The organism is Pantoea sp. ICBG 828, assembly GCF_002928355.1.
Classification (GTDB): Bacteria; Pseudomonadota; Gammaproteobacteria; order Enterobacterales; family Enterobacteriaceae; genus Pantoea; species Pantoea dispersa.
Genome location: NZ_POWN01000005.1, coordinates 132,255 through 156,755, shown reverse-complemented (window position 1 = coordinate 156,755; position 24,501 = coordinate 132,255). Strand labels below are relative to the sequence as shown.

The window sequence follows — 24,501 nt, the reverse complement described above, 5'->3', positions numbered from 1 at the left end:
TAAGATGGACTACACGCTGACACGCGTAGACCCGAACGGGGGCGATAACGACCGTTATCCCCTACAGAAACAGGAGATTGTTACCGATCCTCTGGAGCAGCACGTTCATCGCAGCGTCTATATGGGCAAGCTCGAGCACGCCCTGCATGACATGGTGAACTGGGGTCGTAAAAACTCTCTCTGGCCGTATAACTTCGGCCTTTCCTGTTGCTACGTGGAAATGACCACGTCATTCACCGCAGTACATGATGTGGCGCGTTTCGGTGCGGAAGTAATGCGCGCCTCGCCACGTCAGGCTGACTTTATGGTGATCGCCGGTACGCCGTTTACCAAAATGGCGCCGGTGATTCAGCGTTTGTATGACCAGATGCTGGAACCAAAATGGGTGATTTCGATGGGGGCCTGCGCCAATTCCGGCGGCATGTATGACATCTATTCGGTGGTGCAGGGTGTGGATAAATTCCTGCCGGTTGATGTGTATATCCCGGGTTGTCCGCCACGTCCGGAAGCTTACATGCAGGCGCTGCTGCTGCTGCGTGAGTCCATCGGCAAAGAACGTCGTCCGCTCTCGTGGGTGGTTGGCGATCAGGGCGTGTATCGCGCCAATATGCAGTCTGAGCGTGAAAGAAAGCGTGGTGAGCGTATTGCCGTCACCAACCTGAGAACCCCAGACGAAGTTTAAGCACCCCGTACACGGATGGAGCCACGGCCGCAGCAGATAATGACAACGTAGTGTGTGCCGCCATCCTGACGCCTTCTTTTGAGTGCCTGATTACAGGCCGGAATGGTGAGTAACGTATGACAGATTTAACCACGCAAGATCTCGCTCAGCCTGCATGGCAAACCCGGGATAACCTGGATGATCCGGTGATCGGCGAGCTGCGTAACCGTTTTGGGCCGGATGCCTTTACCGTTCAGGCCACCCGCACCGGCATTCCGGTCGTTTGGGTGAAGCGTGAACAGCTACTGGAAATCATTGAATTCCTGCGTAAGCTGCCGAAGCCGTACGTCATGCTCTATGACCTGCACGGTTTCGATGAGCGTTTACGTACCCACCGCGCCGGTCTGCCCGCCGCGGATTTTTCCGTTTTCTATCACCTGCTGTCGATTGAACGCAACCGCGACATCATGCTCAAGGTGGCGCTGTCTGAAAACGATCTGAATGTGCCCACCATCACCAAAATTTTCGCTAACGCCAACTGGTATGAGCGCGAAACCTGGGAGATGTTTGGTATCACCTTCAACGGCCACCCGCACCTGACGCGCATCATGATGCCGCAGACCTGGGAAGGGCACCCGCTGCGTAAAGACTACCCGGCGCGCGCCACCGAGTTCGATCCTTTCACGCTGACTAAGCAGAAAGAAGATCTGGAGATGGAGTCACTAACCTTCAAGCCGGAAGACTGGGGCATGAAGCGTGGCACCACCAATGAGGACTTCATGTTCCTCAACCTCGGTCCGAACCACCCTTCAGCGCACGGTGCGTTCCGCATCATTCTGCAGCTGGATGGCGAAGAGATCGTCGACTGCGTGCCGGACGTGGGTTACCACCATCGCGGCGCGGAGAAGATGGGCGAGCGTCAGTCGTGGCACAGCTATATTCCGTATACCGACCGTATCGAGTACCTCGGCGGTTGCGTAAACGAAATGCCGTACGTACTGGCGGTGGAAAAGCTGGCGGGCATCACCGTGCCGGATCGCGTGAATGTGATTCGCGTGATGCTGTCAGAGCTGTTCCGTATCAACAGCCACCTGCTGTACATCTCCACCTTTATTCAGGACGTCGGTGCCATGACGCCGGTGTTCTTTGCCTTTACCGACCGTCAGAAAATCTATGACGTAGTGGAAGCGATCACCGGTTTCCGTATGCACCCGGCGTGGTTCCGCATCGGCGGTGTGGCGCACGATCTGCCGAAAGGCTGGGAGCGTCTGCTGCGCGAGTTCCTCGACTGGATGCCGAAGCGTCTGAAAGAGTACGACAAAGCTGCGCTGCGCAACACCGTGCTGATGGGCCGTTCGCAGGGCGTGGCCGCCTATAACATGGACGAAGCGCTGGCGTGGGGCACCACCGGTGCCGGTCTGCGCGCCACCGGTCTGGACTTCGACGTGCGTAAATGGCGTCCCTACTCCGGCTATGAAAACTTCGACTTCGAGGTGCCGGTCGGCGCCGGCATCAGCGACGCTTACACCCGCGTGCAGCTGAAGATGGAAGAGATGTGGCAGTCGCTGCGTATCCTTGAGCAGTGCCTGAAAAACATGCCGGAAGGGCCGTTTAAAGCCGATCATCCGCTGACCACGCCGCCACCGAAAGAGCGCACGCTGCAGCACATTGAAACCCTGATCACGCACTTCCTGCAGGTTTCGTGGGGCCCGGTAATGCCGGCCAACGAATCGTTCCAGATGATTGAAGCGACGAAGGGGATTAACAGCTACTACCTGACCAGCGATGGCAGCACCATGAGCTACCGCACCCGCGTGCGTACGCCGAGCTTCCCGCATCTGCAGCAGATCCCTTCGGTGATCCGCGGCAGCCTGGTATCCGACCTGATCGTGTACCTCGGTAGTATCGATTTTGTTATGTCAGACGTGGACCGCTAATTATGCACGATCAAAAAATTGCCATTCAAACCATCGACCCGACTGAGGTCTTTGTGCTGAGCGAGGCCGAGCACCACGCTATTGAGCATGAAAAACATCACTATGAAGATGCGCGCGCGGCGTCGATTGAAGCGCTGAAGATCGTGCAGAAGCAGCGCGGCTGGGTGCCGGACGGTGCCATCAACGCGATTGCTGAGGTACTGGGCATTCCGGCCAGCGACGTAGAAGGTGTGGCGACGTTTTACAGCCAGATCTACCGTACGCAGGTTGGCCGCCACGTGATTCGCTACTGCGACAGCGTGGTGTGCCACATCACCGGTTACCAGGGCATTCAGGCGGCGCTGGAGCAAAACCTGAACATTAAGCCAGGACAAACCACGCCGGATGGCCGCTTTACGCTGCTGCCAACCTGCTGCCTCGGCAATTGTGACAAAGGCCCGACCATGATGGTGGATGAAGATACCCACGTTCACCTGACGCCGGAAGGCATCGCCAACCTGCTGGAGCAGTATCAATGACCATTAAACAGATCATTCGTACTGCGGAAACCCATCCGCTGACCTGGCGTCTGCGTGACGACAAACAGCCGGTATGGTTCGATGAATACCGCAGTAAAAACGGCTACGTTGGCGCCGATAAAGCGCTGAAGGGCATGAGCCAGGACGAGATCGTCGCCGCGGTGAAGGACTCCGGTCTGAAAGGGCGCGGCGGTGCGGGCTTCAGCACCGGCCTGAAATGGAGCCTGATGCCTAAAGATGAATCCATGAACATCCGTTACCTGCTGTGTAACGCTGATGAGATGGAGCCTGGCACTTATAAAGACCGCTTGCTGATGGAGCAGTTGCCGCACCAGCTGGTGGAAGGCATGCTGATTAGTGCGTTTGCGCTGAAAGCCTACCGTGGCTACATCTTCCTGCGCGGTGAATACATCGAAGCCGCGGAAAACCTGCGTCGTGCCATTGCCGAAGCTACTGCCGCGGGCTATCTCGGCAAAAACATTCTTGGTACCGGCTTCGATTTCGAGCTGTTTGTTCACACCGGTGCGGGCCGCTATATCTGCGGCGAAGAGACCGCGCTGATCAACTCGCTGGAAGGGCGCCGCGCTAACCCGCGTTCCAAGCCACCGTTCCCGGCCAGTGCCGGCGTATGGGGCAAACCGACCTGCGTCAACAACGTGGAAACACTGTCCAACGTGCCGGCGATCTTCCTGAATGGCGTGGAGTGGTACAAAAACATCTCCAGCAGTGAAGACACTGGTACCAAGATGATGGGCTTCTCCGGCCGGGTGAAAAATCCGGGCGTGTGGGAGCTGCCGTTTGGTACCACCGCGCGTGAAATCCTCGAGGATTATGCCGGCGGTATGCGCGATGGCCTGAAGTTCAAAGCCTGGCAGCCGGGCGGAGCCGGTACCGACTTCCTGACCGAGCAGCACCTCGACCTGCCGATGGAATTTGCCAGCATCGGCAAAGCCGGCAGCCGTCTGGGTACCGCGCTGGCGATGGCGGTCGACCACGAAATCAATATGGTGTCGCTGGTACGCAACCTCGAAGAGTTCTTTGCGCGCGAGTCGTGCGGCTGGTGTACGCCGTGCCGTGACGGTCTGCCGTGGAGCGTGAAGATCCTGCGTGCGCTGGAGCAGAAAAAAGGCCAGCCGGGGGATATCGAAACCCTGCTGCAGCTGTGCCGCCAGCTCGGTCCGGGCAAGACGTTCTGCGCCCACGCACCGGGTGCCGTTGAGCCACTGCAGAGCGCGATTAAATATTTCCGTGACGAGTTTGAAGCTGGCATTGCGCCGCAGGTGTTTGGCAATACCCGCGCCATTGGCGGGATTCAGCCTAACCTGCTGAAAGCGCGCTGGTAAGCCGCCGTCGTACACGGAATCGCCCGGGCCTGAGGCTGCGGGGCAGGAATTAGATGTTTAACGCTCGTCTGCGGACGAGCCTTACGGAAGCATGTTCACTATGGCTACAATCCATGTAGACGGTAAAGAATATGATGTGAACGGAGCGGACAACCTGCTGCAGGCGTGTCTGTCTCTGGGCCTTGATATTCCTTATTTTTGCTGGCATCCGGCGCTGGGAAGCGTGGGAGCCTGCCGCCAGTGCGCGGTGAAGCAATTCCAGAATGCCGAAGATACCCGTGGTCGCCTCGTCATGTCCTGCATGACGCCTGCGTCTGACGGCACCTTTATCTCCATCGACGATGGCGAAGCGAAAGAGTTTCGTGAAAGCGTGGTGGAGTGGCTGATGACCAACCACCCGCACGACTGTCCGGTGTGCGAAGAGGGCGGTAACTGTCACCTGCAGGATATGACGGTAATGACGGGACACAGCTTCCGTCGCTACCGTTTTACCAAGCGTACCCATCAGAATCAGGATCTCGGACCGTTTATCTCGCATGAGATGAACCGCTGTATCGCCTGTTACCGCTGCGTGCGCTACTACAAAGATTACGCCGATGGCAAAGATCTTGGCGTGTACGGCGCGCATGACAACGTCTACTTTGGCCGTCCGGAAGATGGCACGCTGGAGAGCGAATTCTCCGGTAACCTGGTAGAAATCTGCCCGACCGGCGTGTTCACCGATAAAACCCACTCTGAACGCTATAACCGTAAGTGGGATATGCAGTTTGCGCCCAGCATCTGCCAGCAGTGCAGCGTGGGTTGTAACACCAGCCCGGGCGAGCGCTATGGCGAGCTGCGTCGTATCGAAAACCGCTACAACGGATCGGTGAACCACTACTTCCTGTGCGACCGTGGCCGTTTCGGCTATGGCTACGTGAACCGTAAAGATCGTCCGCGTCATCCGGAACAGCTGCGCGGCAGCGACCGTATCACGCTGAACGCAGAACAGGCGGTTAATGCCGCCGCGGATATCCTGCGTCAGGCGAAGAAGGTGATCGGTATCGGTTCACCTCGCGCCAGTATTGAAAGCAACTTCGCGCTGCGTGAACTGGTGGGCGCGGAAAACTTCTCAACCGGTATGCCGGCAGCTGAGCAGGCGCGGGTTGAGCTGATGCTGAAAGTGCTGCAGCAGGGCGGCATCTACACGCCATCGCTGCGTGAAATTGAAAGCTATGACGCCGTGCTGGTGCTGGGTGAAGATCTGACTCAGGTCGGTGCCCGCGTGGCGCTGTCGGTGCGTCAGGCCGTTAAAGGCAAAGCTCGCGAAATGGCCGCCGCTCAGAAAGTTGCGGACTGGCAGATCGCCGCCATCCTCAACATTGGTCAGCACGCCAAACATCCGCTGTTTGTCACTAACGTTGATGAAACCCGTCTCGATGATATTGCCGCGTGGAGCTATCGCGCACCGGTGGAAGATCAGGCACGCCTGGGCTTCGCCATCGCACACGCGCTGGATGACAGCGCACCGGCGGTTAGCGACTTTGACAGCAGCCTGAACGGCAAGCTGGACGTGGTGGTTCAGGCGCTGGCCGGCGCGAAAAAACCGCTGATCATTTCCGGCACCCACTCGGGCAGCACGGCAATGATTGAAGCGGCAGCCAACGTGGCTAAAGCGCTGAAAGCGCGCGGTGCTGACGTCGGTATTACCTTCCTCGCCGGCGCGGCCAACAGCTTTGGTCTTGGCCTGATGGGCGGTCAGTCGCTGGACAGCGCGCTGGAGCAGCTGGATAAAGGCGAAGCGGAAGCGCTGGTGGTGCTGGAGAACGATCTCTACCGTCACGCGCCGAAAGCCACCGTCGATGCGGCACTGCACAACACCGCGCACGTGATTGTGGTTGATCATCAACGCACGGCCACGCTGGAGAAAGCCGGTCTGGTACTCTCCACCGCCAGCTTTGCTGAGAGCGATGGCACCTCCATCAACCATGAAGGTCGCGCCCAGCGCTTCTTCCAGGTTTACGATCCGGCCTACTACGACGATAGCGTGGTGATGCTGGAGAGCTGGCGCTGGCTGCATTCGCTGCACAGCGCCGTCGAGAGCCGCCAGATTGACTGGACGCAGCTCGATCACGTGATTGATGCCGCGATTGTGGCGCTGCCGCAGCTGAAAGGGATTAAGGACGCGGCGCCGGACGCCAGCTTCCGTATTCGTGGCCAGAAACTGGCGCGTTCACCGCATCGTGCCAGTGGCCGTACCGCCGCGCGCGCCAACATCAGCGTGCACGAACCGCGTCAGCCGCAGGATAAAGACACCATGTTTGCCTTCTCCATGGAAGGTAACAACCAGCCGTCGGCACCGCGTTCGCAGATTCCTTTTGCCTGGGCACCAGGCTGGAACTCACCGCAGGCGTGGAACAAGTTCCAGGCGGAAGTGGGCGGTAAACTGCGTCATGGCGATCCGGGCGTGCGTCTGTTTGAAGCCAGCGAAAGTGCACTGGACTGGTTCAGCCAGGTTCCGGCACGCTTCGTGGGCGGCAGCCAGTATCGCGTGGCTCCTTACTATCAGCTGTTTGGTAGTGAAGAGATGACTCAGCGTTCGCCAACCTTCCAGAAACGTATGGCACCGGCCACGCTGGTGATCAACCCGGCAGATGCTGAGAAGCTGGGGGTTAACAATGGTGCATCCGTGGAGCTGGTTTGCGCCGGTGAAACGCTGCGTCTGCCGGTGCGCTTCTCTGCGGCACTGCAGGCGGGGCAGGTGGGTCTGCCGCTCGGCATGCCGGGTGTACCGCCGTTCCTCGCGGGTGCGCAAATTGACAAACTGCAGGAGGCAGCGCAATGAGCTGGCTGACACCGGACGTTATTGACATCATCCTGCAGGTGGTGAAAGCCATTGTCATCCTGCTGGTGGTGGTGGCCTGTGGTGCCTTCATGAGCTTTGCCGAGCGTCGTCTGCTCGGCCTGTGGCAGAACCGTTATGGACCGAACCGCGTAGGCTGGGGCGGCTCGCTGCAGCTGGCGGCGGACATGATCAAAATGTTCTTTAAAGAGGACTGGGTTCCGCCGTTTACCGATCGCTTTATCTTTACCCTGGCACCGGTCATCGCCTTCGTTTCGCTGCTGCTGGCGTTTGCGATTGTGCCGGTTTCGCCGAGCTGGATGGTCACCGACCTGAACATCGGTCTGCTGTTCTTCCTGATGATGGCGGGTCTGGCGGTGTACGCCGTACTGTTCGCGGGCTGGTCCAGTAACAACAAATACTCGCTGCTCGGTGCAATGCGTGCCTCCGCGCAGACCCTGAGCTACGAAGTGTTCCTCGGCCTGTCACTGATGGGCGTGGTGGCGCAGGCGGGTTCCTTTAACCTGAACGCCATCGTTGAGAGCCAGACGCACCTGTGGAACATCATCCCGCAGTTCTTTGGCTTCGTGACCTTCTGTATTGCCGGCGTCGCGGTGTGCCACCGTCATCCGTTTGACCAGCCGGAAGCGGAACAGGAGCTGGCCGACGGTTACCACATCGAATATGCCGGGATGAAGTTCGGCCTGTTCTTTGTCGGTGAGTACGTGGCCATTACTACCGTATCGGCGCTGATCGTCACCCTGTTCTTTGGTGGCTGGCACGGTCCGTTCCTGCCGCCGTTCATCTGGTTCGCCCTGAAAACGGCGTTCTTTATGGTGATGTTTATCCTGATTCGTGCTGCGCTGCCGCGTCCACGCTATGACCAGGTGCTGTCGTTCGGCTGGAAAGTATGTCTGCCGTTGACGTTATTGAACCTGCTGGCCACTGCCGCAGTGATTCTGTACAACGCGCAGTAAGGGGTTTTGAGATGACTTTAAAAGATATTGTCGTTGGCTTCGGCACGACAGTGCGCAGTATCTGGATGATTGGCATGCATGCCTTCGCCAAGCGCGAAACCCAGATGTATCCGGAAGAGCCGGTTTATCTGCCGCCGCGCTACCGTGGCCGTATCGTGCTGACGCGCGATCCGGACGGCGAAGAGCGCTGCGTGGCCTGTAACCTGTGCGCCGTTGCCTGCCCGGTCGGCTGTATTTCGCTGCAGAAAGCGGAGATGCAGGATGGCCGCTGGTATCCGGAATTTTTCCGCATCAACTTCTCGCGCTGCATCTTCTGTGGTTTATGTGAAGAAGCCTGCCCGACCACCGCGATTCAGCTGACGCCGGACTTCGAACTCGGTGAGTTCAAGCGTCAGGATCTGGTGTATGAGAAGGAAGACCTGCTGATTTCCGGTCCGGGTAAATATCCGGAGTACAACTTCTACCGCATGGCAGGTATGGCGATCGACGGTAAAGACAAAGGCGACGCGGAAAACGAAGCCAAACCGATCGACGTTAAAGGCTTATTACCTTAAGGAGCCAGGTATGGAATTTGCGTTTTATCTTTGCGGACTGGTGGCGGTACTGACGACATTGCGCGTCATCACCCACACCAATCCGGTACATGCGCTGCTGTACCTGATTGTTTCGCTGCTGTCGATTGCCGGCGTGTTCTTCTCGATGGGTGCCTATTTTGCCGGTGCGCTTGAGATCATCGTCTATGCCGGTGCCATCATGGTGCTGTTTGTGTTCGTGGTGATGATGCTCAACCTGGGTAAAACCCAGCAGGATCAGGAGCGCGAATGGCTGAAGCCGTCGCTGTGGATCGGTCCGGGCATTGTCTCGCTGCTGCTGCTGGTGGTGATGATCTACGCCATCCTGACCGCGACCGACCAGGGTATTGATGGCACCGTCATCGATGCCAAAGCGGTGGGCATCAGTCTGTTTGGCCCGTATGTTCTGGCGGTTGAGCTGGCGTCAATGCTGCTGCTGGCCGGTCTGGTGGTGGCGTTCCATATCGGACGTGAAGATCGTCAGGGCGAAGTGCTGAGCAACCGCGTGTCAGACGCGGCGGCCAATAAGGAGGAGCACGCATGATCCCGTTACAACACGGCCTGATTCTGGCTGCTGTGCTGTTTGTTCTCGGCCTGACCTCGCTGGTGCTGCGCCGCAACCTGCTGTTTATGCTGATCGGTCTGGAGATCATGATCAACGCCGCGGCGCTGGCGCTGGTGGTGGCAGGCAGCTACTGGGGACAAGCCGACGGCCAGGTGATGTACATCCTGGCAATCAGCCTCGCGGCGGCGGAAGCCAGTATTGGTCTGGCGCTGCTGCTCCAGCTCTATCGTCGTCGTCAGACGCTGAACATTGACACAGTGAGCGAGATGCGCGGATGAATCTTCTCTATTTAACCGTATTATTTCCGCTGATTGGCTTCCTGCTATTGGCGTTTTCCCGTGGTCGCTGGTCGGAGAACCTGTCGGCTGCGGTGGGGATGGGGTCAGTGGGCCTTGCGGCGCTGACCACCGTATTTGTTGGCATGGATTTCTTCAGCCAGGGTCAGCAGCCGTTTACCCAGGCGCTGTGGACCTGGATGCACGTCGGTAACTTTGACATCAAAGTGAACCTGGTGCTGGATGGTCTGTCGCTGACCATGCTGTCGGTGGTCACCGGCGTCGGCTTCTTCATCCACATGTTCGCTTCGTGGTACATGCGCGGTGAAGAGGGCTATTCACGCTTCTTCGCTTACACCAACCTGTTCATCGCGAGCATGGTGGTGCTGGTGCTGGCCGATAACCTGATGCTGATGTACCTGGGCTGGGAAGGGGTAGGGCTGTGTTCCTACCTGCTGATTGGCTTCTACTACAGCAATCCGGAAAACGGCAAAGCGGCGATGAAAGCCTTCATCATCACCCGTGTCGGTGACGTGTTCCTCGCCTTTGCGTTGTTCATTCTCTACAACGAGCTGGGTACGCTGAACTTCCGTGAGCTGATGGAGCTGGCCCCGGCGCACTTCGCGGCGGACAACCACATGCTGCAGTGGGCGACGCTGATGCTGCTGGGCGGTGCCGTGGGTAAATCGGCACAGCTGCCGCTGCAGACGTGGCTGGCCGATGCGATGGCCGGTCCGACGCCGGTCTCCGCGCTGATCCACGCTGCCACCATGGTAACCGCAGGCGTCTATCTGATTGCCCGCACCCACGGTCTGTTCCTGCTGACGCCGGAAGTGCTGCATCTGGTGGGTATTGTTGGTGCGATTACGCTGGTGCTGGCGGGCTTCGCCGCGCTGGTGCAGACCGACATCAAACGCGTGCTGGCATACTCCACCATGAGTCAGATCGGCTACATGTTCCTGGCGCTGGGCGTACAGGCGTGGGACGCCGCGATTTTCCACCTGATGACCCATGCGTTCTTCAAGGCGCTGCTGTTCCTCTCCTCCGGTTCCGTGATTCTGGCCTGTCATCACGAGCAGAACATTTTCAAAATGGGCGGTCTGCGTAAGAGCATCCCGCTGGTGTATGTCTGCTTCCTGGTGGGCGGTGCCGCGCTGGCCGCGCTGCCGCTGATTACCGCCGGCTTCTACAGTAAGGACGAGATTCTGTTCGGTGCGCTGGCTAACGGTCACATCAATCTGATGGTCGCCGGTCTGGTGGGTGCATTCCTTACCTCAATCTACACCTTCCGCATGATCTTTATCGTGTTCCACGGCGAAGAGAAAATTCATGCGCATGCCGGTAAAGGCATTACGCATCACCTGCCGCTGATTGTGCTGCTGGTACTCTCAACCTTCGTTGGCGCGCTGATTACGCCTCCGCTGGCGGGCGTGCTGCCACAGAACGAGTTTGGTGAAACCGGCAAAGTGGCGCTGGAAATCACCTCGGGTGCCGTGGCGATTATCGGTATCCTGATTGCCGCCGCGCTGTGGCTGGGCAAACGTCAGCTGGTCACCCGCATCGCCAACAGCGCGCCGGGCCGTTTCTTCGGTACCTGGTGGTTTGCGGCCTGGGGCTTCGACTGGCTGTACGACAAGGTATTTGTTAAACCGTACCTTGGCATTGCCTGGCTGCTGCAGCGCGATCCGCTCAACTCACTGATGAACCTGCCAGCGCTGCTGTCACGCATCGGCAATAAAGGTCTGGTGGTGAGTGAGAACGGCTATCTGCGCTGGTATATCGCGTCGATGAGCGTCGGTGCCGTGGTGGTGCTGGCGCTGATGCTGGTGATTTAACGATTGATGAGCGGGGCGCGCGATGGTTTAGCGCCCCACGTAAGAATGTTCAAAATTGTCTGATGCACGGGTGAGATCAACGCAGTCAGTTTGGTGTTTGTCAGCGCAGCAACCGGCGCGTAGTAATACGTGAACGTTGCCCGCGCGGGCGAGGCGAAACAGGCGCGTCCGATAGCCTGAACGAAGACGAAAATAGGGAATGTACGCCGTGTTATTACCTTGGCTAATAATTATACCCTTTGTTGGGGGCTTGCTTTGCTGGCTGGCTGAGCGCCTTGGCGCGAAGGTGCCGCGCTGGATTGCCCTGATCACCATGGGGCTGACGCTGGCGCTGGGCCTGCAGCTGTGGCTGCAGGGAGGCTATTCGCTGACGCAGGCTGCGGGTCTGCCGCAGTGGCAGTCGACTTTCCTGGTATCGTGGATCCCACGCTTTGGCATTAATTTCCATCTGGCGCTGGATGGCCTGTCGCTGCTGATGGTGGTGCTGACCGGCCTGCTGGGTCTGATGGCGGTACTCTGTTCGTGGAATGAAATCGAAAAGTATCAGGGCTTCTTCCACCTCAACCTGATGTGGATTCTCGGCGGCGTGATCGGCGTGTTCCTCGCCATCGACATGTTCCTGTTCTTCTTCTTCTGGGAAATGATGCTGGTGCCGATGTACTTCCTCATCGCGCTCTGGGGTCACAAAGCGTCTGACGGGAAAACCCGTATCAGCGCGGCAACCAAATTCTTCATCTATACCCAGGCGTCAGGTCTGGTGATGCTGATTGCCATTCTGGCGCTGGTGTTCGTGCACTACAACGCCACTGGCGTCTGGACGTTCAGCTATGAAGAGCTGCTGAAAACCCCAATGTCACACACCGTTGAGTATCTGCTGATGCTCGGCTTCTTCATCGCCTTTGCGGTGAAAATGCCGGTGGTGCCGCTGCACGGCTGGCTGCCGGATGCCCACAGCCAGGCACCGACCGCCGGTTCGGTTGACCTTGCCGGTATCCTGCTGAAAACTGCGGCTTACGGCCTGCTGCGTTTTAGCCTGCCGCTGTTCCCGAATGCGTCGGCGGAGTTCGCGCCGATCGCCATGTGGCTCGGCATCATCGGTATCTTCTACGGCGCGTGGATGGCGTTCTCGCAGACCGATATCAAACGCCTGATCGCCTACACCTCGATTTCGCACATGGGCTTCGTGCTGATTGCCATCTACACCGGCAGCCAGCTGGCGTTCCAGGGCGCGGTGGTGCAGATGATTGCGCACGGCCTGTCGGCCGCGGCGCTGTTCATCCTGTGCGGTCAGCTGTATGAGCGTCTGCATACCCGTGACATGCGCCAGATGGGCGGCCTGTGGTCGCGCATCAAGTGGATTCCGGGCCTGTCGCTGTTCTTTGCCGTGGCCAACCTCGGTATGCCGGGCACCGGTAACTTTGTGGGTGAGTTCATGATTCTGACCGGCAGCTATCAGGTGGTGCCGTTGATTATCGTGATTGCCACCTTCGGCCTGGTATTTGCCTCGGTGTACTCGCTGATCATGATGCAGCGCGCTTACTACGGCGAAGCCAAATCAAAAGAGCCGCTGGCTGGAATGTCGCCGCGCGAATTCCTGACCATCGGTGTACTGGTCGTGCTGCTGGTGCTGCTGGGCGTTTATCCGCAGCCAATCCTCGACACGTCCCATGCTGCGATGAGCAATATTCAGCAGTGGTTTACCGCTTCAATTTCAACTACAAGGCCGTAATTCGCCATGACAATAACTCCTCAACAATTGATCGCGTTGCTACCGCTGTTAATCGTCGGATTGACGGTGGTGGTTGTGATGCTGTCCATTGCGTGGCGACGCAACCACTTTGTTAATGCCACGCTGACGGTCATCGGTCTTAACCTCGCGCTGCTGTCGCTGTGGTTTGTGGGCCACGTGGGCGCCATGGATGTCACGCCGCTGCTGCGCGTGGATGGCTACTCGATGTTCTATACCGCGCTGGTGATGCTGGCGAGTCTGGCAACCTGCACCTTTGCTTATCCGTGGCTGGCCGGTTTCCCGGACAACAAAGATGAGTTCTATCTACTGGTGCTGATTGCGGCGCTGGGCGGGATCGTACTGGCCAGCGCCAACCATCTGGCGGCGCTGTTCATCGGTATCGAACTGCTGTCGCTGCCGCTGTTTGGTCTCATCGGCTACGCCTTCCGTCAGAAGCGCTCGCTGGAAGCGGCGCTGAAGTACATGATTCTGTCGGCTGCGGCTTCTTCATTCCTGATCTTCGGTATTGCGCTGGTCTACGCCGATTCCGGCAGCCTGAGCTTTGTCCAGCTCGGCAAAAGCCTGAATGACAGCATGATTCAGCAGCCGCTGCTGCTGGTCGGGCTGGGCATGATGATCATCGGTCTTGGCTTTAAGCTGTCACTGGTGCCGTTCCATCTGTGGACGCCAGACGTTTATCAGGGCGCGCCGGCTCCGGTCTCGACCTTCCTCGCCACCGCCAGCAAAATCGCTATCTTTGCGGTCATCATGCGTCTGTTCATGTACGCACCGGTAACCGACAGTGAAGCGGTGCGCACCGTGCTGGGTGTGATTGCCTTCGTCTCGATTCTGTTCGGTAACCTGATGGCGATTTCGCAGAGCAACATCAAGCGTCTGCTCGGTTATTCATCTATCGCGCATCTTGGCTATCTGCTGGTGGCGCTGATTGCCGTGAAAACCCATCAGCTGTCGCTGGAAACCGCCGGTGTCTATCTGGCCGGTTACCTGTTCAGCAGCCTCGGCGCCTTCGGTGTAGTCAGCCTGATGTCGAGCCCGTACCGTGGTCCGGATGCGGATACGCTTTACTCCTATCGTGGTCTGTTCTGGCATCGTCCGATTCTCTCCGCCGTGATGACGGTGATGATGCTGTCGCTGGCCGGTATCCCGATGACGCTGGGCTTTATCGGTAAGTTTTACGTCATCGCGTCTGGTGTTAACGCGCATCTGTGGTGGCTGACCGCGGCGGTTGTCGCCGGTAGCGCCATTGGTCTGTATTACTACCTGCGCGTTACGGTGAGCCTGTACCTCAGCCCGCCGGAACTGCACACCCGCGATACCCCGGCCAACTGGGCGTTCACCGCCGGTGGTGTGGTGGTGTTGATCTCCGCCATCCTCGTGTTGCTGCTCGGTGTTTATCCGCAGCCGCTCATCACGCTGGTGCAGCTGGCCCAGCCGCTGATGTAAACAGTGCGTCATCTTCACAATCAGGCCTGCGGGCCTGATTTTTTTTGCCTGCAATTTGAGAGTTTGATCACATTGCTCCGCGTGTCCGCCCCTGTTACGTGCTGCCCACTGCGTTTAGCGCATGCGCTGTGATAGGCTGTGAAGATCACTTTTTTCGCTCAGACAAGGAAGCACGATGGATATGCAATGGCTTGATTGCCACCACAGTGAACTGACCGCGCAGCAGCTGTATACCGTGCTGGCGCTGCGCAATCAGGTGTTTATCGTCGAACAGGCCTGTCCGTATCAGGATATAGATGGCCAGGATTTGACGGCTGATAATCGCCATCTGCTGGGCTTTCTTGATGGCAAACTGCTGGCGTATGCGCGTCTGCTGACGCCCGCGCTGGCTTCCTCGCCGGTGACCATTGGTCGGGTGATTGTGTCGGAAGAGGCGCGCGGCCTGAAACTGGGCTATCGGCTGATGGAGCAGGCGCTGAACAGCTGCGAACAGCACTGGCCGCAGCGGGCGGTGTATCTGTCCGCGCAGGCGCATCTGGAAGGCTTTTATGGTCGCCTGGGCTTCCGGGCGGTCACGGACGTTTATCTGGAAGATAATATTCCGCACGTCGGCATGCAGAAAAAATAACGGCGAGGTGTTGGCCTCGCCGTGCAGGTTAGCCCGGCGTCATCTGCCGGTCGTCGGTGTACTTGCGCTGATCGGGCGGTGGCGGGAAGTACTGATACAGCCAGGTTTCGCTCAGCGTCTCATCTTTGGTGCGCAGGAACAGGCGCATATCCACCGGTTTGGTTGAGTCGCTGTTCGGATACCAGTCAAACAGGATACGGTACCCTTTCAGCGGTTCGACGTAGAGAATCTCCACCTGTTTGAAGGTGCCGGACGACACGGTGATTACCGGTTCGATGCCTTTCGGCGCGGCCGCCTGCAGGTCGCCGCCAATGAAATCGATAGCAAAGCGGCGGCACCACTGGTCCGGGAAGTGTTCGCCCGGTGCCCAGCCTTCCGGGAAGCCACCAATACCGGTGCGCGTGGCATCAACGCGGGCCAGACCGCTGCGGACCGGCGGCAGCTGGCTCCAGTAGAGTTTGTACTGGAAATTAAACTCGCTGCCAGCTTTGACCGGCTCGGCCGGCTGCCAGAAGCAGACGATGTTATCCAGTGTTTCCCCGGTCGTCGGGATCTCCATCAGGTTGATGGCGCCTTTACCCCATTTACCGATCGGCTCCACCCACAGGCTGGGGCGTTTGTCATACCAGCCAATCACATCCTGATAATCTTTGAAATCATGATTCAGCTGCAGCAGACCGAAGCCGCGCGGGTTTTCATCCTGATAGGCATTGAACTGCAGGCGCTGTGGGTTATTCAGCGGACGGGCAATCCACTCGCCGCTACCGCTCCACATTGCCAGTCGATCGGAGTCATGAATCTGCGGATGATAGGTATTGCACATGCGGCGCTCGTTGGTACCGCAGCTGAACATGCTGGTCATTGGCGCAATACCGAGCTGACGAATCTCGTTGCGCGCAAACAGGTGGTTTTCCACCTCCATCACTACGCGTTTTTCTTCGCAGTGGATGGTGAACTTGTAGGCACCGGTGACGCTGGCCCCGTCCAGCAGTGCATACACCACAAAGGTGGTGTCTTCAGCTTTGGGTGTTTCGAACCAGAAGGCGGTGAAGTCGGGAAACTCTTCCTGGCCATTGCTGAAGGTGTTAACCGCGACGCCACGGGCTGACAGGCCATATTGGTAGGTTTCATCTACCGCGCGGAAGTAGCTGGCACCGAGGAAAGAAACGATGTCGCGTCGCGCCAGCTCCGGCTTTTTAAAGGCGCGGAAACCGGCAAAGCCGAGGTCGGTTTTACCCACCAGTTGCTGGGTATCCACGTTGGCGTTGTGATAATTAAACAGTTCCGGACGGAAGTGGATTTCCCGCGCCTCGCGGCTGGCGGCGTCCACGGAGAACATGCGAATGCGGCGCTTAAAGCCCATGCCAACGTGGAAGAACTGCACATCCAGCTCGCGGTCGGCGATGTTGTTCCACAGTGAGTGGTTAGCGTCGTACTGAATTTCGTTATACGCCTGCGGTGTCAGATTGGCCAGGGTCGCGGGCAGGGGGCCGGGCGCGCCGCCCCAGGGCTGTTTGGCCAGCGCCGCGGCTTTCTTTTTCAGCACATCGAAATCGAAGCGCACGGCGGTTCCGTCGGCGATGCCATCATCGGCCCAGGCGGACTGCGCAAACAGCGAGGAGAGCCCGGTCATGCCGCTAACGGCAGAGAGGGCCATGGACGCTTTCATAAATTTTCTACGATTCATGCCGGAAATCTTTTCCTTAGCTGCTCGGGTGTATTGAGGCTGTCGCAAGACATTAAGCGTCAGGCTACAGGGGGTTACGACAGTGGCGAAAATAAAAAATTCAGTCCGCTGAAAATTTATCAGATTAATCAAATAAACGAAGCACAATTCCGCGTGCAACGCCCCGGATGACATAACTTTGCGTTCAGCGCGGCAAAAAGCGCAGTCAGCGGATGACGGCGCGGCGCAAAAACGCAATTTATGACTATAGTTAATCGACACCGCATTTAAACATGGAGGATTGTGAACATGTCATCTACCGATCAATTTGAAACCCGTCTTGATGACGATCTGGCGCTGCTGACGGAAACGCTGGAAGAAGTGCTGCGCTCCTCGGGCGATCCGGCGGACCAGAAATATATCGAACTGAAGCAGAAAGCCGAGCAGGCGCTGGAAGACGTGAAGAATCGCGTGAGCCAGGCGTCCGACAGCTATTACTATCGTGCCAAACAGGCAGCGTATCGTGCCGACGATTACGTGCATGAAAAACCGTGGCAGGGCATTGGTATCGGTGCGGCTGCCGGTCTGTTTGTTGGCCTGCTGCTGGCGCGCCGTTAATCCCCGTGGGCGCGATGTCCGTCGCGCCCGATTCCTGCTTTCCCGCTGTTTCCTTTCCGCATCGCGATTAACCCGCTATTTCGCACCGGCGGCGATTGTGTTTCGCCTGCGCGCTCCCTACAGTGAAAGCCACAGGGATAAGGAGAAAAGATCGTGATACGTGTCGAAATGCTCTCAACGGGCGATGAAGTGTTACATGGGCAGATTGTCGATACCAACGCCGCGTGGCTGGCCGATGTGCTGTTTCAGCACGGCCTGCCGATGACCAGTCGCAGTACGGTCGGCGATGCGATGAGCTCGCTGGTTGAAGCGCTACAGAGTCGCAGTCAGATTGCCGACGTGCTGATTGTGAACGGCGGTCTCGGGCCGACCAGCGACGATCTCAGCGCCCAGGCAGCGGCCACCGCCAGCGGCAGCGAACTGGTGCTGCAGCAGGCGTGGCTGGAGAAGATGGAAGCCTGGTTTGCCAGCCGCGGGCGGCTCATGGCACCCAGTAATCGCAAGCAGGCGGAGATTCCGGCCAATGCCGAGTTGATCGATAACCCGGTCGGCACCGCCTGTGGGTTTGCCCTGCAGCTTAAGCGCTGCTGGATATTCTTTACCCCCGGCGTGCCGTCAGAATTCAAAGTGATGGTTGAGCAGCAGATTATTCCGCGTCTTAAGGCGCGTTTTACGTTGCCAGAACCCCCGCTGTGCCTGCGTCTGACCACCTTTGGTCGCGGCGAGAGCGATATCGCCGCCGAGCTTGAACCGCTGCCGCTGCCGGAAGGCGTAGTGATGGGCTACCGTTCGTCGATGCCCATCATTGAGATCAAACTGACCGGCCCGGCCAGCCAGCGCGTGGCGATGGAGCAGGTGTGGCAGCAGGTTAAGTTACTGCTGGCCGAGTGCACCATTTTTGAAGGCTTTGAAGGGCTGCCGGCCGTGCTGGCGCGGGAACTGCACGATCGCGGCTTCCGCCTTGCTCTGAGCGAACAATACACGGCCGGGTTGCTGCACTGGCAGCTGGCCGCCGCACAGGTACCGCTTAGCGCTGCCGAGCTGCTGCCGGCTCGTGAGGAGTCGCTGGAAGCGCAGGTTACGCGCACGCGTCAGTTGGCCGCTCAGCAGGGCACGGTGCTGGCTTTGTCGGTTGGTGATTTGCAGGAAGGGGAAGTGTCGATTGCGCTGCACACCTCGGAAGCCAGCTGGGGCCAGCGGGTGAAATTTACCCACGGGCGGCACAATCTGGAAACCCGGCAGAAAGTGGTGGCGATGATGGCGATGAATATGCTGCGCCGCTGGCTGCACGGCAGTGAAGTCAGTACCGGTCACGGCTGGATTGATGTTCTGGAGACGGTGAAGAGCTAACCCGATTGTGCTGGCGGTCATCATCAGCAAGGTCAGAGGGGAAGTTGAGCACGCCCGGAACGGCAAAACCCGCTCCCTGCGGGCCTCGACACGCGGCATCCTTGCCGCGTGACGTCCGGCTTAGCTCAACATCCCCTCTTCCCGTTAGCATTGGTGTCGCTGCAGGGTGACGTTCTGTTACCGCAATGAAGAAGCCTGATAGGGCGTGGGGGAGGTTGCCGCTTGCAGCAGCTTCCGCGCCAGGACGGCGCGGCGGCAGGCTCCAGGGATGGATTTACGCCGGTGCAGCAAGCGGCAACCTCTCTGACGACCTGTATGGATGTTGCAGCATTAAAGGACTTTTGGGTTTGGTGTAGCGGCAGGTTACAGCTCGATCTCAATCTCCCCTCTGGCCTTACAACAGCAGGGCAGAATCTCGCCCTGCTGAATAAACGCCAGTGGGGTTTCCGCATAATCCACTTCGCCTTTCAGCAGACGCATGCGGCAGGAGCCGCAGTAGCCTTCGCGACATTGAAACTCGACGCACACATTGTGTGCTTCCAGCGTCGTCAGCAGATTAGGGTGTTCGTCTGCGCACTCCAGCCGGGAGCCGGAGCTGCGCAGGATTACCACGGAACGGCTCATGCTTACAGCTGGAAATCGTTGAAGTCGTCTTCGCCCACTTCGGAGTCGATCTGACCCACCAGATAGGAGCTCACTTCAACTTCCTGCGGCGCCACCTGCACGTTATCTGACACCAGCCACGAGTTAATCCATGGAATCGGGTTCGAACGCGTCTGGAACGGCAGATCAAGACCCACCGCCTGCATGCGGATATTGGTGATGTACTCAATGTACTGGCACAGAATGTCCTTGTTCAGACCAATCATTGAGCCGCCGCTGAACAGATACTCAGCCCACTCTTTTTCCTGCTCGGCCGCTTTCTTAAACAAGTCGAAGCACTCGTCGCGGCACTCAGCGGCGATCTCTTTCATTTCAGGATCGTCTTCACCGGTACGCATCAGATTCAGCATATGCTGAGTGCCGGTCAGGTGCAGCGCTTCGTCACGGGCGATCAGACGAATAATCTTGGCGTTACCTTCCATCAGTTCGCGCTCGGCGAAGGCGAACGAGCAGGCAAAGCTGACGTAGAAGCGAATCGCTTCCAGCGCGTTAACGCTCATCAGACAGATATACAGCTGCTTCTTCAGCGCACGCAGATTCACGGTCACGCTCTTGCCCGCTACCTGATGCGTGCCTTCACCCAGCAGATGCCAGTAGTTGGTCATCTCGATCAGATCGTCGTAATACTTCGAGATATCCTGCGCGCGCGCCAGAATCTGCTCGTTAGTCACGATGTCATCAAACACCAGTGACGGATCGTTGACGATATTACGGATGATGTGAGTGTACGAGCGTGAGTGGATGGTCTCGGAGAACGCCCAGGTTTCCACCCAGGTTTCCAGCTCGGGAATCGAAATCAGCGGCAGCAGCGCCACGTTCGGGCTGCGGCCCTGAATGGAATCCAGCAGCGTCTGATACTTCAGGTTACTGATGAAGATGTGCTTCTCGTGCTCCGGCAGCGCCTGATAGTCGATGCGATCGCGCGAGACGTCAACCTCTTCCGGACGCCAGAAGAAAGAGAGCTGCTTCTCGATCAGCTTTTCAAAGATGTCGTATTTCTGCTGGTCGAAACGGGCAACGTTCACTGACTGGCCGAAGAACATCGGCTCTTTCAGCTGGTCATTTTTGTTCTGTGAGAAAGTAGTGTAAGCCATGACTAAGTCCAAAAGTGAAACGGGCCAGCCGCTGCTGGCCCAGACACGATAAGGCGCCCGCAGGCGCCTTTCGATCAAATTTTACAGGCGCCGCTTTCGCAGCCATCGTCCTGAATAGACGGCGCCAGATCGTCCTGCGCATCCTCGGCACCGTCACGGGTGTTTTGGTAGTACAGGGTCTTCACGCCAAATTTGTACGCGGTCAGCAGATCTTTCAGCAGCTGTTTCATCGGCACTTTGCCATTGGCGAAACGGCCTGGATCGTAGTTGGTGTTCGATGAAATCGCCTGATCGATAAACTTCTGCATCACGCCCACCAGCTGCAGATAGCCGTCGTTTGATGGCATCTCCCACAGCAGTTCGTACTGATCTTTCAGACGCTCATACTCCGGTACCACCTGGCGCAGAATCCCGTCTTTCGACGCTTTGATACTGATGTGACCGCGCGGCGGCTCGATACCGTTGGTGGCGTTCGAAATCTGCGAAGAGGTCTCAGACGGCATCAGTGCAGACAGCGTGGAGTTGCGCAGGCCGTGGGTTTTAATCGACTCACGCAGCGCTTCCCAGTCAAGGTGCAGCGGCTCATTACATACGCTGTCGAGATCCTTTTTATAGGTATCGATCGGCAGAATGCCCTGCGAATAAGTGGTCTCTTTAAACCACGGGCAGGCACCTTGCTCTTTCGCCAGCTCGTTGGAGGCTTTCAGCAGCCAGTACTGAATGGCTTCAAAGGTTTTGTGCGTCAGGTTGTTGGCGCTGCCGTCGGAGTAGCGCACACCGTGTTTTGCCAGGTAATAGGCGTAGTTGATCACGCCAATACCCAGGGTACGACGACCCATCGCACCGCGTTTCGCCGCCGGAATCGGGTAGTCCTGGTAATCGAGCAGGGCATCCAGCGCGCGTACTGCCAGCGTAGCCAGTTCTTCCAGATCGTCCAGGCTTTCAATCGCACCGAGGTTGAAGGCGGACAGGGTGCACAGCGCGATCTCGCCGCTTTCGTCGTTGACGTCTTCCAGCGGTTTGGTCGGCAGCGCAATTTCCAGGCACAGGTTAGACTGACGCACTGGCGCAATGGCCGGATCGAACGGGCTGTGGGTGTTGCAGTGGTCAACATTCTGCACGTAGATACGGCCGGTTGAGGCACGTTCCTGCATCATCAGCGAGAACAGATCGACGGCTTTCACGCGCTGCTTGCGGATGCTGTCGTCCTTCTCATATTTGGTATACAGACGCTCAAACTCATCCTGATCGGCGAAGAACGCGTCATACAGGCCTGGCACGTCGGACGGGCTGAACAGGGTGATGTCTTCGCCTTTCAGCAGGCGAGTGTACATCAGCTTGTTGATCTGCACGCCGTAATCCATGTGACGCACGCGGTTGCCTTCGACGCCGCGGTTGTTTTTCAACACCAGCAGGCTTTCCACTTCCAGATGCCACATCGGGTAGAACAGCGTTGCCGCACCGCCGCGCACGCCGCCCTGCGAGCAGGATTTCACCGCCGTCTGGAAGTGCTTATAGAACGGGATACAGCCGGTGTGGAACGCTTCACCGCCGCGGATCGGGCTGCCGAGCGCACGAATGCGGCCCGCGTTGATGCCGATGCCGGCACGCTGTGACACATATTTCACAATAGCGCTGGAGGTGGCGTTGATGGAATCCAGGCTGTCGCCGCACTCGATCAGTACGCAGGAGCTGAACTGACGGGTCGGGGTGCGCACGCCGGACATGATAGGCGTAGGCAGCGAGATCTTGAACGTGGAGATCGCATCGTAGAAACGCTTGATGTAATCCATACGCGTATCGCGCGGATAGCCGGAGAACAGGCAGGCGGCGACCAGAATATACAGGAACTGGGCGCTCTCGTAGATTTCACCGCTGACGCGGTTCTGCACCAGATATTTGCCTTCCAGCTGCTTCACCGCCGCGTAGGAGAAGTTCATGTCGCGCCAGTGGTCGATGAAGCCGTCCATCTGCTCAAACTCTTCGGTGCTGTAGTCTTCCAGCAGATGGCGATCGTATTTGCCCATCTCGACCATTTTCACTACCTGGTCGTACAGCTTCGGTGGCTCAAACTGACCGTACGCTTTTTTACGCAGGTGGAAGATCGCCAGACGCGCGGCCAGGTACTGGTAATCAGGCGCGTCACGGGAGATCAAATCGGCAGCCGCTTTGATGATGGTCTCGTGAATGTCCGAGGTTTTGATGCCATCGTAAAACTGGATGTGCGAACGCAACTCAACCTGCGAGACGGAGACATTGTTCAGCCCTTCAGCTGCCCAGTCCAGCACCCGGTGAATCTTATCGAGGTCGATGCGCTCCTGGCGGCCATCGCGTTTCGTAACGAGCAGACTTTGGTTCATGTCGCGTGTTTACCTGTCCATGAAATACAAAATTATCCCCCGTCTATTCACAGGCGGCTCATTGTGAGTAAGCCTGTGGATAAACACTATATATAGGGGGTGCGGAAAGTTTGAACAACAATATGGTGAGTATTCTAGTCAGCAATCGGATCATCACAAGAGTTGATTTTCACAAAATTTTACGCCCTGGGGGGTGGGGAAAATCCTGGATCCCCACGCCACAAGGCCTGCACCTGGTGTCAACGGATAACAGGTTTTTTTTCAATTTTTGATCGAGCGCGTGTTTATTGCTCAACCGCTGCGATTCGGGAAATTTCCCAGGCGAAAAAAGCCCGCGCCGCTCCGTCAGCAGCGAACTTATCTGCGTTTGCTTATGAATTTTTTATGACCTTTTCACCTTACAAAAAGCGCATCGCAGCGTCTAAAAGGAAATTGATCTGGATAGGGCCAGCGCGTGATAAACCGGGTGCGGTCGGAAGTGAAAGGAGGACTGGCGGCGTGCAGGGCGTTATGCCGTTCAGATGAGTAAATTGCCGGTCGTAGATTCCATAGCGGCGCGATTTCTCGCGTAATACATCGCGCCGCTACAACAGCGCTGCCCACGGGCAGGCAGGCGAAACAGGTCGTTTACGCCTGACGGTGGGTATGCACCATATAATTGACGTCCACCCCGCGGCCAAGGCGGAACTGGTTGGTCAGCGGATTGTAGTGCAGGCCTGTCATATTGCGTTCACGCAGGGCGGTCTCGTCCACCCAGTTCAGCAGCTCGGCGGGACGAATAAATTTTTTCACGTCATGGGTACCGCGCGGCACCATGCGCAGCACGTATTCAGCACCAAACACCGCCAGTAGCCAGGCTTTAGGGTTACGGTTGATAGTGGAGAAGAACACTTCGCCGCCCGGTTTCACCAGCTGCGCGCAGGCCAGCACCACGGAACGCGGATCCGGCACGTGCTCCAGCATCTCCATACAGGTCACCACGTCGTACTGACCGGCATGGCTGGCCGCATGGGCTTCAACCGTCTGCTGCACGTAATTGACGCTCACGCCGCTCTCCAGCGCGTGCAGACGCGCGATCTCCAGCGGCTCGGCGCCCATATCCAGACCGGTGACCTCCGCCCCTTCGCGCGCCATGCTCTCGGCAAGAATGCCGCCGCCGCAGCCGACATCCAGCACTTTCTTACCGAACAGCCCATGGCTGTGCTGGGCAATCCAGCCAAGACGCAGGGGATTGATGCGGTGCAACGGCTTAAATTCACCCTCTAAATCCCACCAGCGTGATGCAACCGCCTCAAACTTGGCAATTTCGGCGTGGTCAACGTTCTGGCGGCTTTCCTGCGGTTGTTCATTCATTGAATCATGACTCCTGACAAAATATGCCACCAGTATAAACGCATAAACCCTGCGAGGCATCTCTCAGCGCAA

Annotated in this window: 19 protein-coding genes and 1 pseudogene; 15 read left to right on the top strand and 5 right to left on the bottom strand. The window is 57.8% G+C overall.

The features are described 5' to 3' along the window. Window positions 1–4: 4 nt before the first annotated feature. The 13 genes and pseudogenes from C1Y43_RS13525 to C1Y43_RS13465 all read left to right on the top strand — a co-directional run bounded on the left by C1Y43_RS13525 (window position 5) and on the right by C1Y43_RS13465 (window position 15,325). Entirely contained in the window at window positions 5–682 is a 678-nt protein-coding gene (locus C1Y43_RS13525) for an NADH-quinone oxidoreductase subunit B family protein (RefSeq protein WP_021509214.1), read from the top strand. A 116-nt stretch (window positions 683–798) separates the two neighbouring features. After that, window positions 799–2,598 (top strand): NADH-quinone oxidoreductase subunit C/D, encoded by a 1,800-nt coding sequence (nuoC, locus tag C1Y43_RS13520; protein ID WP_104188540.1) that lies wholly within the window; start codon window positions 799–801, stop codon window positions 2,596–2,598. Further along, window positions 2,573–3,116 (top strand): annotated as a pseudogene (gene nuoE / locus C1Y43_RS13515) (NADH-quinone oxidoreductase subunit NuoE). The gene nuoC and the pseudogene nuoE overlap by 26 nt, the downstream one beginning before the upstream one ends. A gap of 2 nt (window positions 3,117–3,118) precedes the next feature. Continuing rightward, window positions 3,119–4,459 carry an NADH-quinone oxidoreductase subunit NuoF gene (gene nuoF / locus C1Y43_RS13510; protein ID WP_031280037.1) on the top strand — a complete coding sequence of 447 codons (1,341 nt, stop codon included), beginning with the start codon at window positions 3,119–3,121 and terminating at the stop codon, window positions 4,457–4,459. A 100-nt stretch (window positions 4,460–4,559) separates the two neighbouring features. Beyond that, entirely contained in the window at window positions 4,560–7,283 is a 2,724-nt protein-coding gene (gene nuoG, locus C1Y43_RS13505; protein ID WP_058775807.1) for an NADH-quinone oxidoreductase subunit NuoG, read from the top strand. Beyond that, entirely contained in the window at window positions 7,280–8,257 is a 978-nt protein-coding gene (gene nuoH, locus C1Y43_RS13500) for an NADH-quinone oxidoreductase subunit NuoH (protein ID WP_021509219.1), read from the top strand. The genes nuoG and nuoH overlap by 4 nt, the downstream gene beginning before the upstream one ends. Window positions 8,258–8,268: 11 nt before the next feature. Beyond that, window positions 8,269–8,811, top strand: coding sequence for an NADH-quinone oxidoreductase subunit NuoI (nuoI, locus tag C1Y43_RS13495; protein ID WP_021509220.1), 543 nt, complete (start codon window positions 8,269–8,271; stop codon window positions 8,809–8,811). Window positions 8,812–8,821: 10 nt separating this feature from the next. Next, window positions 8,822–9,373: an NADH-quinone oxidoreductase subunit J gene (gene nuoJ / locus C1Y43_RS13490; RefSeq protein WP_021509221.1), complete on the top strand. Its 552-nt coding sequence runs from the start codon at window positions 8,822–8,824 to the stop codon at window positions 9,371–9,373. Further along, window positions 9,370–9,672 carry an NADH-quinone oxidoreductase subunit NuoK gene (nuoK, locus tag C1Y43_RS13485; RefSeq protein WP_013509877.1) on the top strand — a complete coding sequence of 101 codons (303 nt, stop codon included), beginning with the start codon at window positions 9,370–9,372 and terminating at the stop codon, window positions 9,670–9,672. The genes nuoJ and nuoK overlap by 4 nt, the downstream gene beginning before the upstream one ends. Further along, the gene (gene nuoL / locus C1Y43_RS13480; protein ID WP_104093074.1) at window positions 9,669–11,504 is read left to right on the top strand and encodes an NADH-quinone oxidoreductase subunit L; all 1,836 of its coding nucleotides are present in this window, start codon (window positions 9,669–9,671) and stop codon (window positions 11,502–11,504) included. The genes nuoK and nuoL overlap by 4 nt, the downstream gene beginning before the upstream one ends. 208 nt (window positions 11,505–11,712) lie before the next feature. Next, entirely contained in the window at window positions 11,713–13,233 is a 1,521-nt protein-coding gene (gene nuoM / locus C1Y43_RS13475; RefSeq protein WP_031280038.1) for an NADH-quinone oxidoreductase subunit M, read from the top strand. Between the two features lie 6 nt (window positions 13,234–13,239). Further along, window positions 13,240–14,697: an NADH-quinone oxidoreductase subunit NuoN gene (nuoN, locus tag C1Y43_RS13470; RefSeq protein ID WP_031280039.1), complete on the top strand. Its 1,458-nt coding sequence runs from the start codon at window positions 13,240–13,242 to the stop codon at window positions 14,695–14,697. A 175-nt stretch (window positions 14,698–14,872) separates the two neighbouring features. Beyond that, window positions 14,873–15,325, top strand: a complete 453-nt coding sequence (locus C1Y43_RS13465; RefSeq protein WP_104188536.1) for a GNAT family N-acetyltransferase — start codon at window positions 14,873–14,875, stop codon at window positions 15,323–15,325. A gap of 28 nt (window positions 15,326–15,353) precedes the next feature. On the opposite strand, the gene C1Y43_RS13460 is transcribed toward C1Y43_RS13465, so the two are convergent. Continuing rightward, window positions 15,354–17,012: a glucan biosynthesis protein D gene (locus C1Y43_RS13460; RefSeq protein WP_031280040.1), complete on the bottom strand. Its 1,659-nt coding sequence runs from the start codon at window positions 17,010–17,012 to the stop codon at window positions 15,354–15,356. Between the two features lie 288 nt (window positions 17,013–17,300). Between C1Y43_RS13460 and elaB the strand changes: the two genes are divergently transcribed. Both elaB and C1Y43_RS13450 read left to right on the top strand, forming a co-directional pair. Further along, window positions 17,301–17,609, top strand: coding sequence for a stress response protein ElaB (elaB, locus tag C1Y43_RS13455; protein ID WP_021509227.1), 309 nt, complete (start codon window positions 17,301–17,303; stop codon window positions 17,607–17,609). A 153-nt stretch (window positions 17,610–17,762) separates the two neighbouring features. Further along, entirely contained in the window at window positions 17,763–18,959 is a 1,197-nt protein-coding gene (locus C1Y43_RS13450) for a nicotinamide mononucleotide deamidase-related protein YfaY (protein ID WP_104188534.1), read from the top strand. 363 nt (window positions 18,960–19,322) lie between these two features. Here the strand turns inward: C1Y43_RS13450 and yfaE are convergent, their stop codons facing one another. From yfaE to ubiG, 4 genes are all read right to left on the bottom strand, one after another. Then, complete coding sequence (gene yfaE, locus C1Y43_RS13445) at window positions 19,323–19,583, bottom strand: class I ribonucleotide reductase maintenance protein YfaE (protein WP_021509229.1); 261 nt, start codon at window positions 19,581–19,583, stop codon at window positions 19,323–19,325. 2 nt (window positions 19,584–19,585) lie between these two features. Next, window positions 19,586–20,716, bottom strand: coding sequence for a class Ia ribonucleoside-diphosphate reductase subunit beta (gene nrdB / locus C1Y43_RS13440; RefSeq protein ID WP_021509230.1), 1,131 nt, complete (start codon window positions 20,714–20,716; stop codon window positions 19,586–19,588). A gap of 74 nt (window positions 20,717–20,790) precedes the next feature. Further along, a complete protein-coding gene (nrdA, locus tag C1Y43_RS13435) occupies window positions 20,791–23,076 on the bottom strand; it encodes a class 1a ribonucleoside-diphosphate reductase subunit alpha (RefSeq protein WP_021509231.1) in 2,286 nt (761 codons plus the stop codon). Between the two features lie 627 nt (window positions 23,077–23,703). Then, on the bottom strand, window positions 23,704–24,429 hold the full coding sequence (gene ubiG, locus C1Y43_RS13430; RefSeq protein WP_021509232.1) for a bifunctional 2-polyprenyl-6-hydroxyphenol methylase/3-demethylubiquinol 3-O-methyltransferase UbiG: 726 nt from the start codon (window positions 24,427–24,429) through the stop codon (window positions 23,704–23,706). Window positions 24,430–24,501: the final 72 nt, after the last annotated feature.

What these genes read in the sequence shown, in the direction of transcription:
- nuoH (WP_021509219.1), top strand. Translation starts at nt 7,280, where the DNA reads ATGAGCTGGCTGACACCGGACGTTATTGACATCATCCTGCAGGTGGTG.
- nuoJ (WP_021509221.1), top strand. Translation starts at nt 8,822, where the DNA reads ATGGAATTTGCGTTTTATCTTTGCGGACTGGTGGCGGTACTGACGACA.
- nuoL (WP_104093074.1), top strand. Translation starts at nt 9,669, where the DNA reads ATGAATCTTCTCTATTTAACCGTATTATTTCCGCTGATTGGCTTCCTG.
- elaB (WP_021509227.1), top strand. Translation starts at nt 17,301, where the DNA reads ATGTCATCTACCGATCAATTTGAAACCCGTCTTGATGACGATCTGGCG.
- C1Y43_RS13465 (WP_104188536.1), top strand. Translation starts at nt 14,873, where the DNA reads ATGGATATGCAATGGCTTGATTGCCACCACAGTGAACTGACCGCGCAG.
- ubiG (WP_021509232.1), bottom strand. Translation starts at nt 24,429, where the DNA reads ATGAATGAACAACCGCAGGAAAGCCGCCAGAACGTTGACCACGCCGAA.
- nuoI (WP_021509220.1), top strand. Translation starts at nt 8,269, where the DNA reads ATGACTTTAAAAGATATTGTCGTTGGCTTCGGCACGACAGTGCGCAGT.
- nrdB (WP_021509230.1), bottom strand. Translation starts at nt 20,716, where the DNA reads ATGGCTTACACTACTTTCTCACAGAACAAAAATGACCAGCTGAAAGAG.
- C1Y43_RS13525 (WP_021509214.1), top strand. Translation starts at nt 5, where the DNA reads ATGGACTACACGCTGACACGCGTAGACCCGAACGGGGGCGATAACGAC.
- yfaE (WP_021509229.1), bottom strand. Translation starts at nt 19,583, where the DNA reads ATGAGCCGTTCCGTGGTAATCCTGCGCAGCTCCGGCTCCCGGCTGGAG.
- C1Y43_RS13460 (WP_031280040.1), bottom strand. Translation starts at nt 17,012, where the DNA reads ATGAATCGTAGAAAATTTATGAAAGCGTCCATGGCCCTCTCTGCCGTT.
- nrdA (WP_021509231.1), bottom strand. Translation starts at nt 23,076, where the DNA reads ATGAACCAAAGTCTGCTCGTTACGAAACGCGATGGCCGCCAGGAGCGC.
- nuoK (WP_013509877.1), top strand. Translation starts at nt 9,370, where the DNA reads ATGATCCCGTTACAACACGGCCTGATTCTGGCTGCTGTGCTGTTTGTT.
- nuoN (WP_031280039.1), top strand. Translation starts at nt 13,240, where the DNA reads ATGACAATAACTCCTCAACAATTGATCGCGTTGCTACCGCTGTTAATC.
- nuoG (WP_058775807.1), top strand. Translation starts at nt 4,560, where the DNA reads ATGGCTACAATCCATGTAGACGGTAAAGAATATGATGTGAACGGAGCG.
- nuoC (WP_104188540.1), top strand. Translation starts at nt 799, where the DNA reads ATGACAGATTTAACCACGCAAGATCTCGCTCAGCCTGCATGGCAAACC.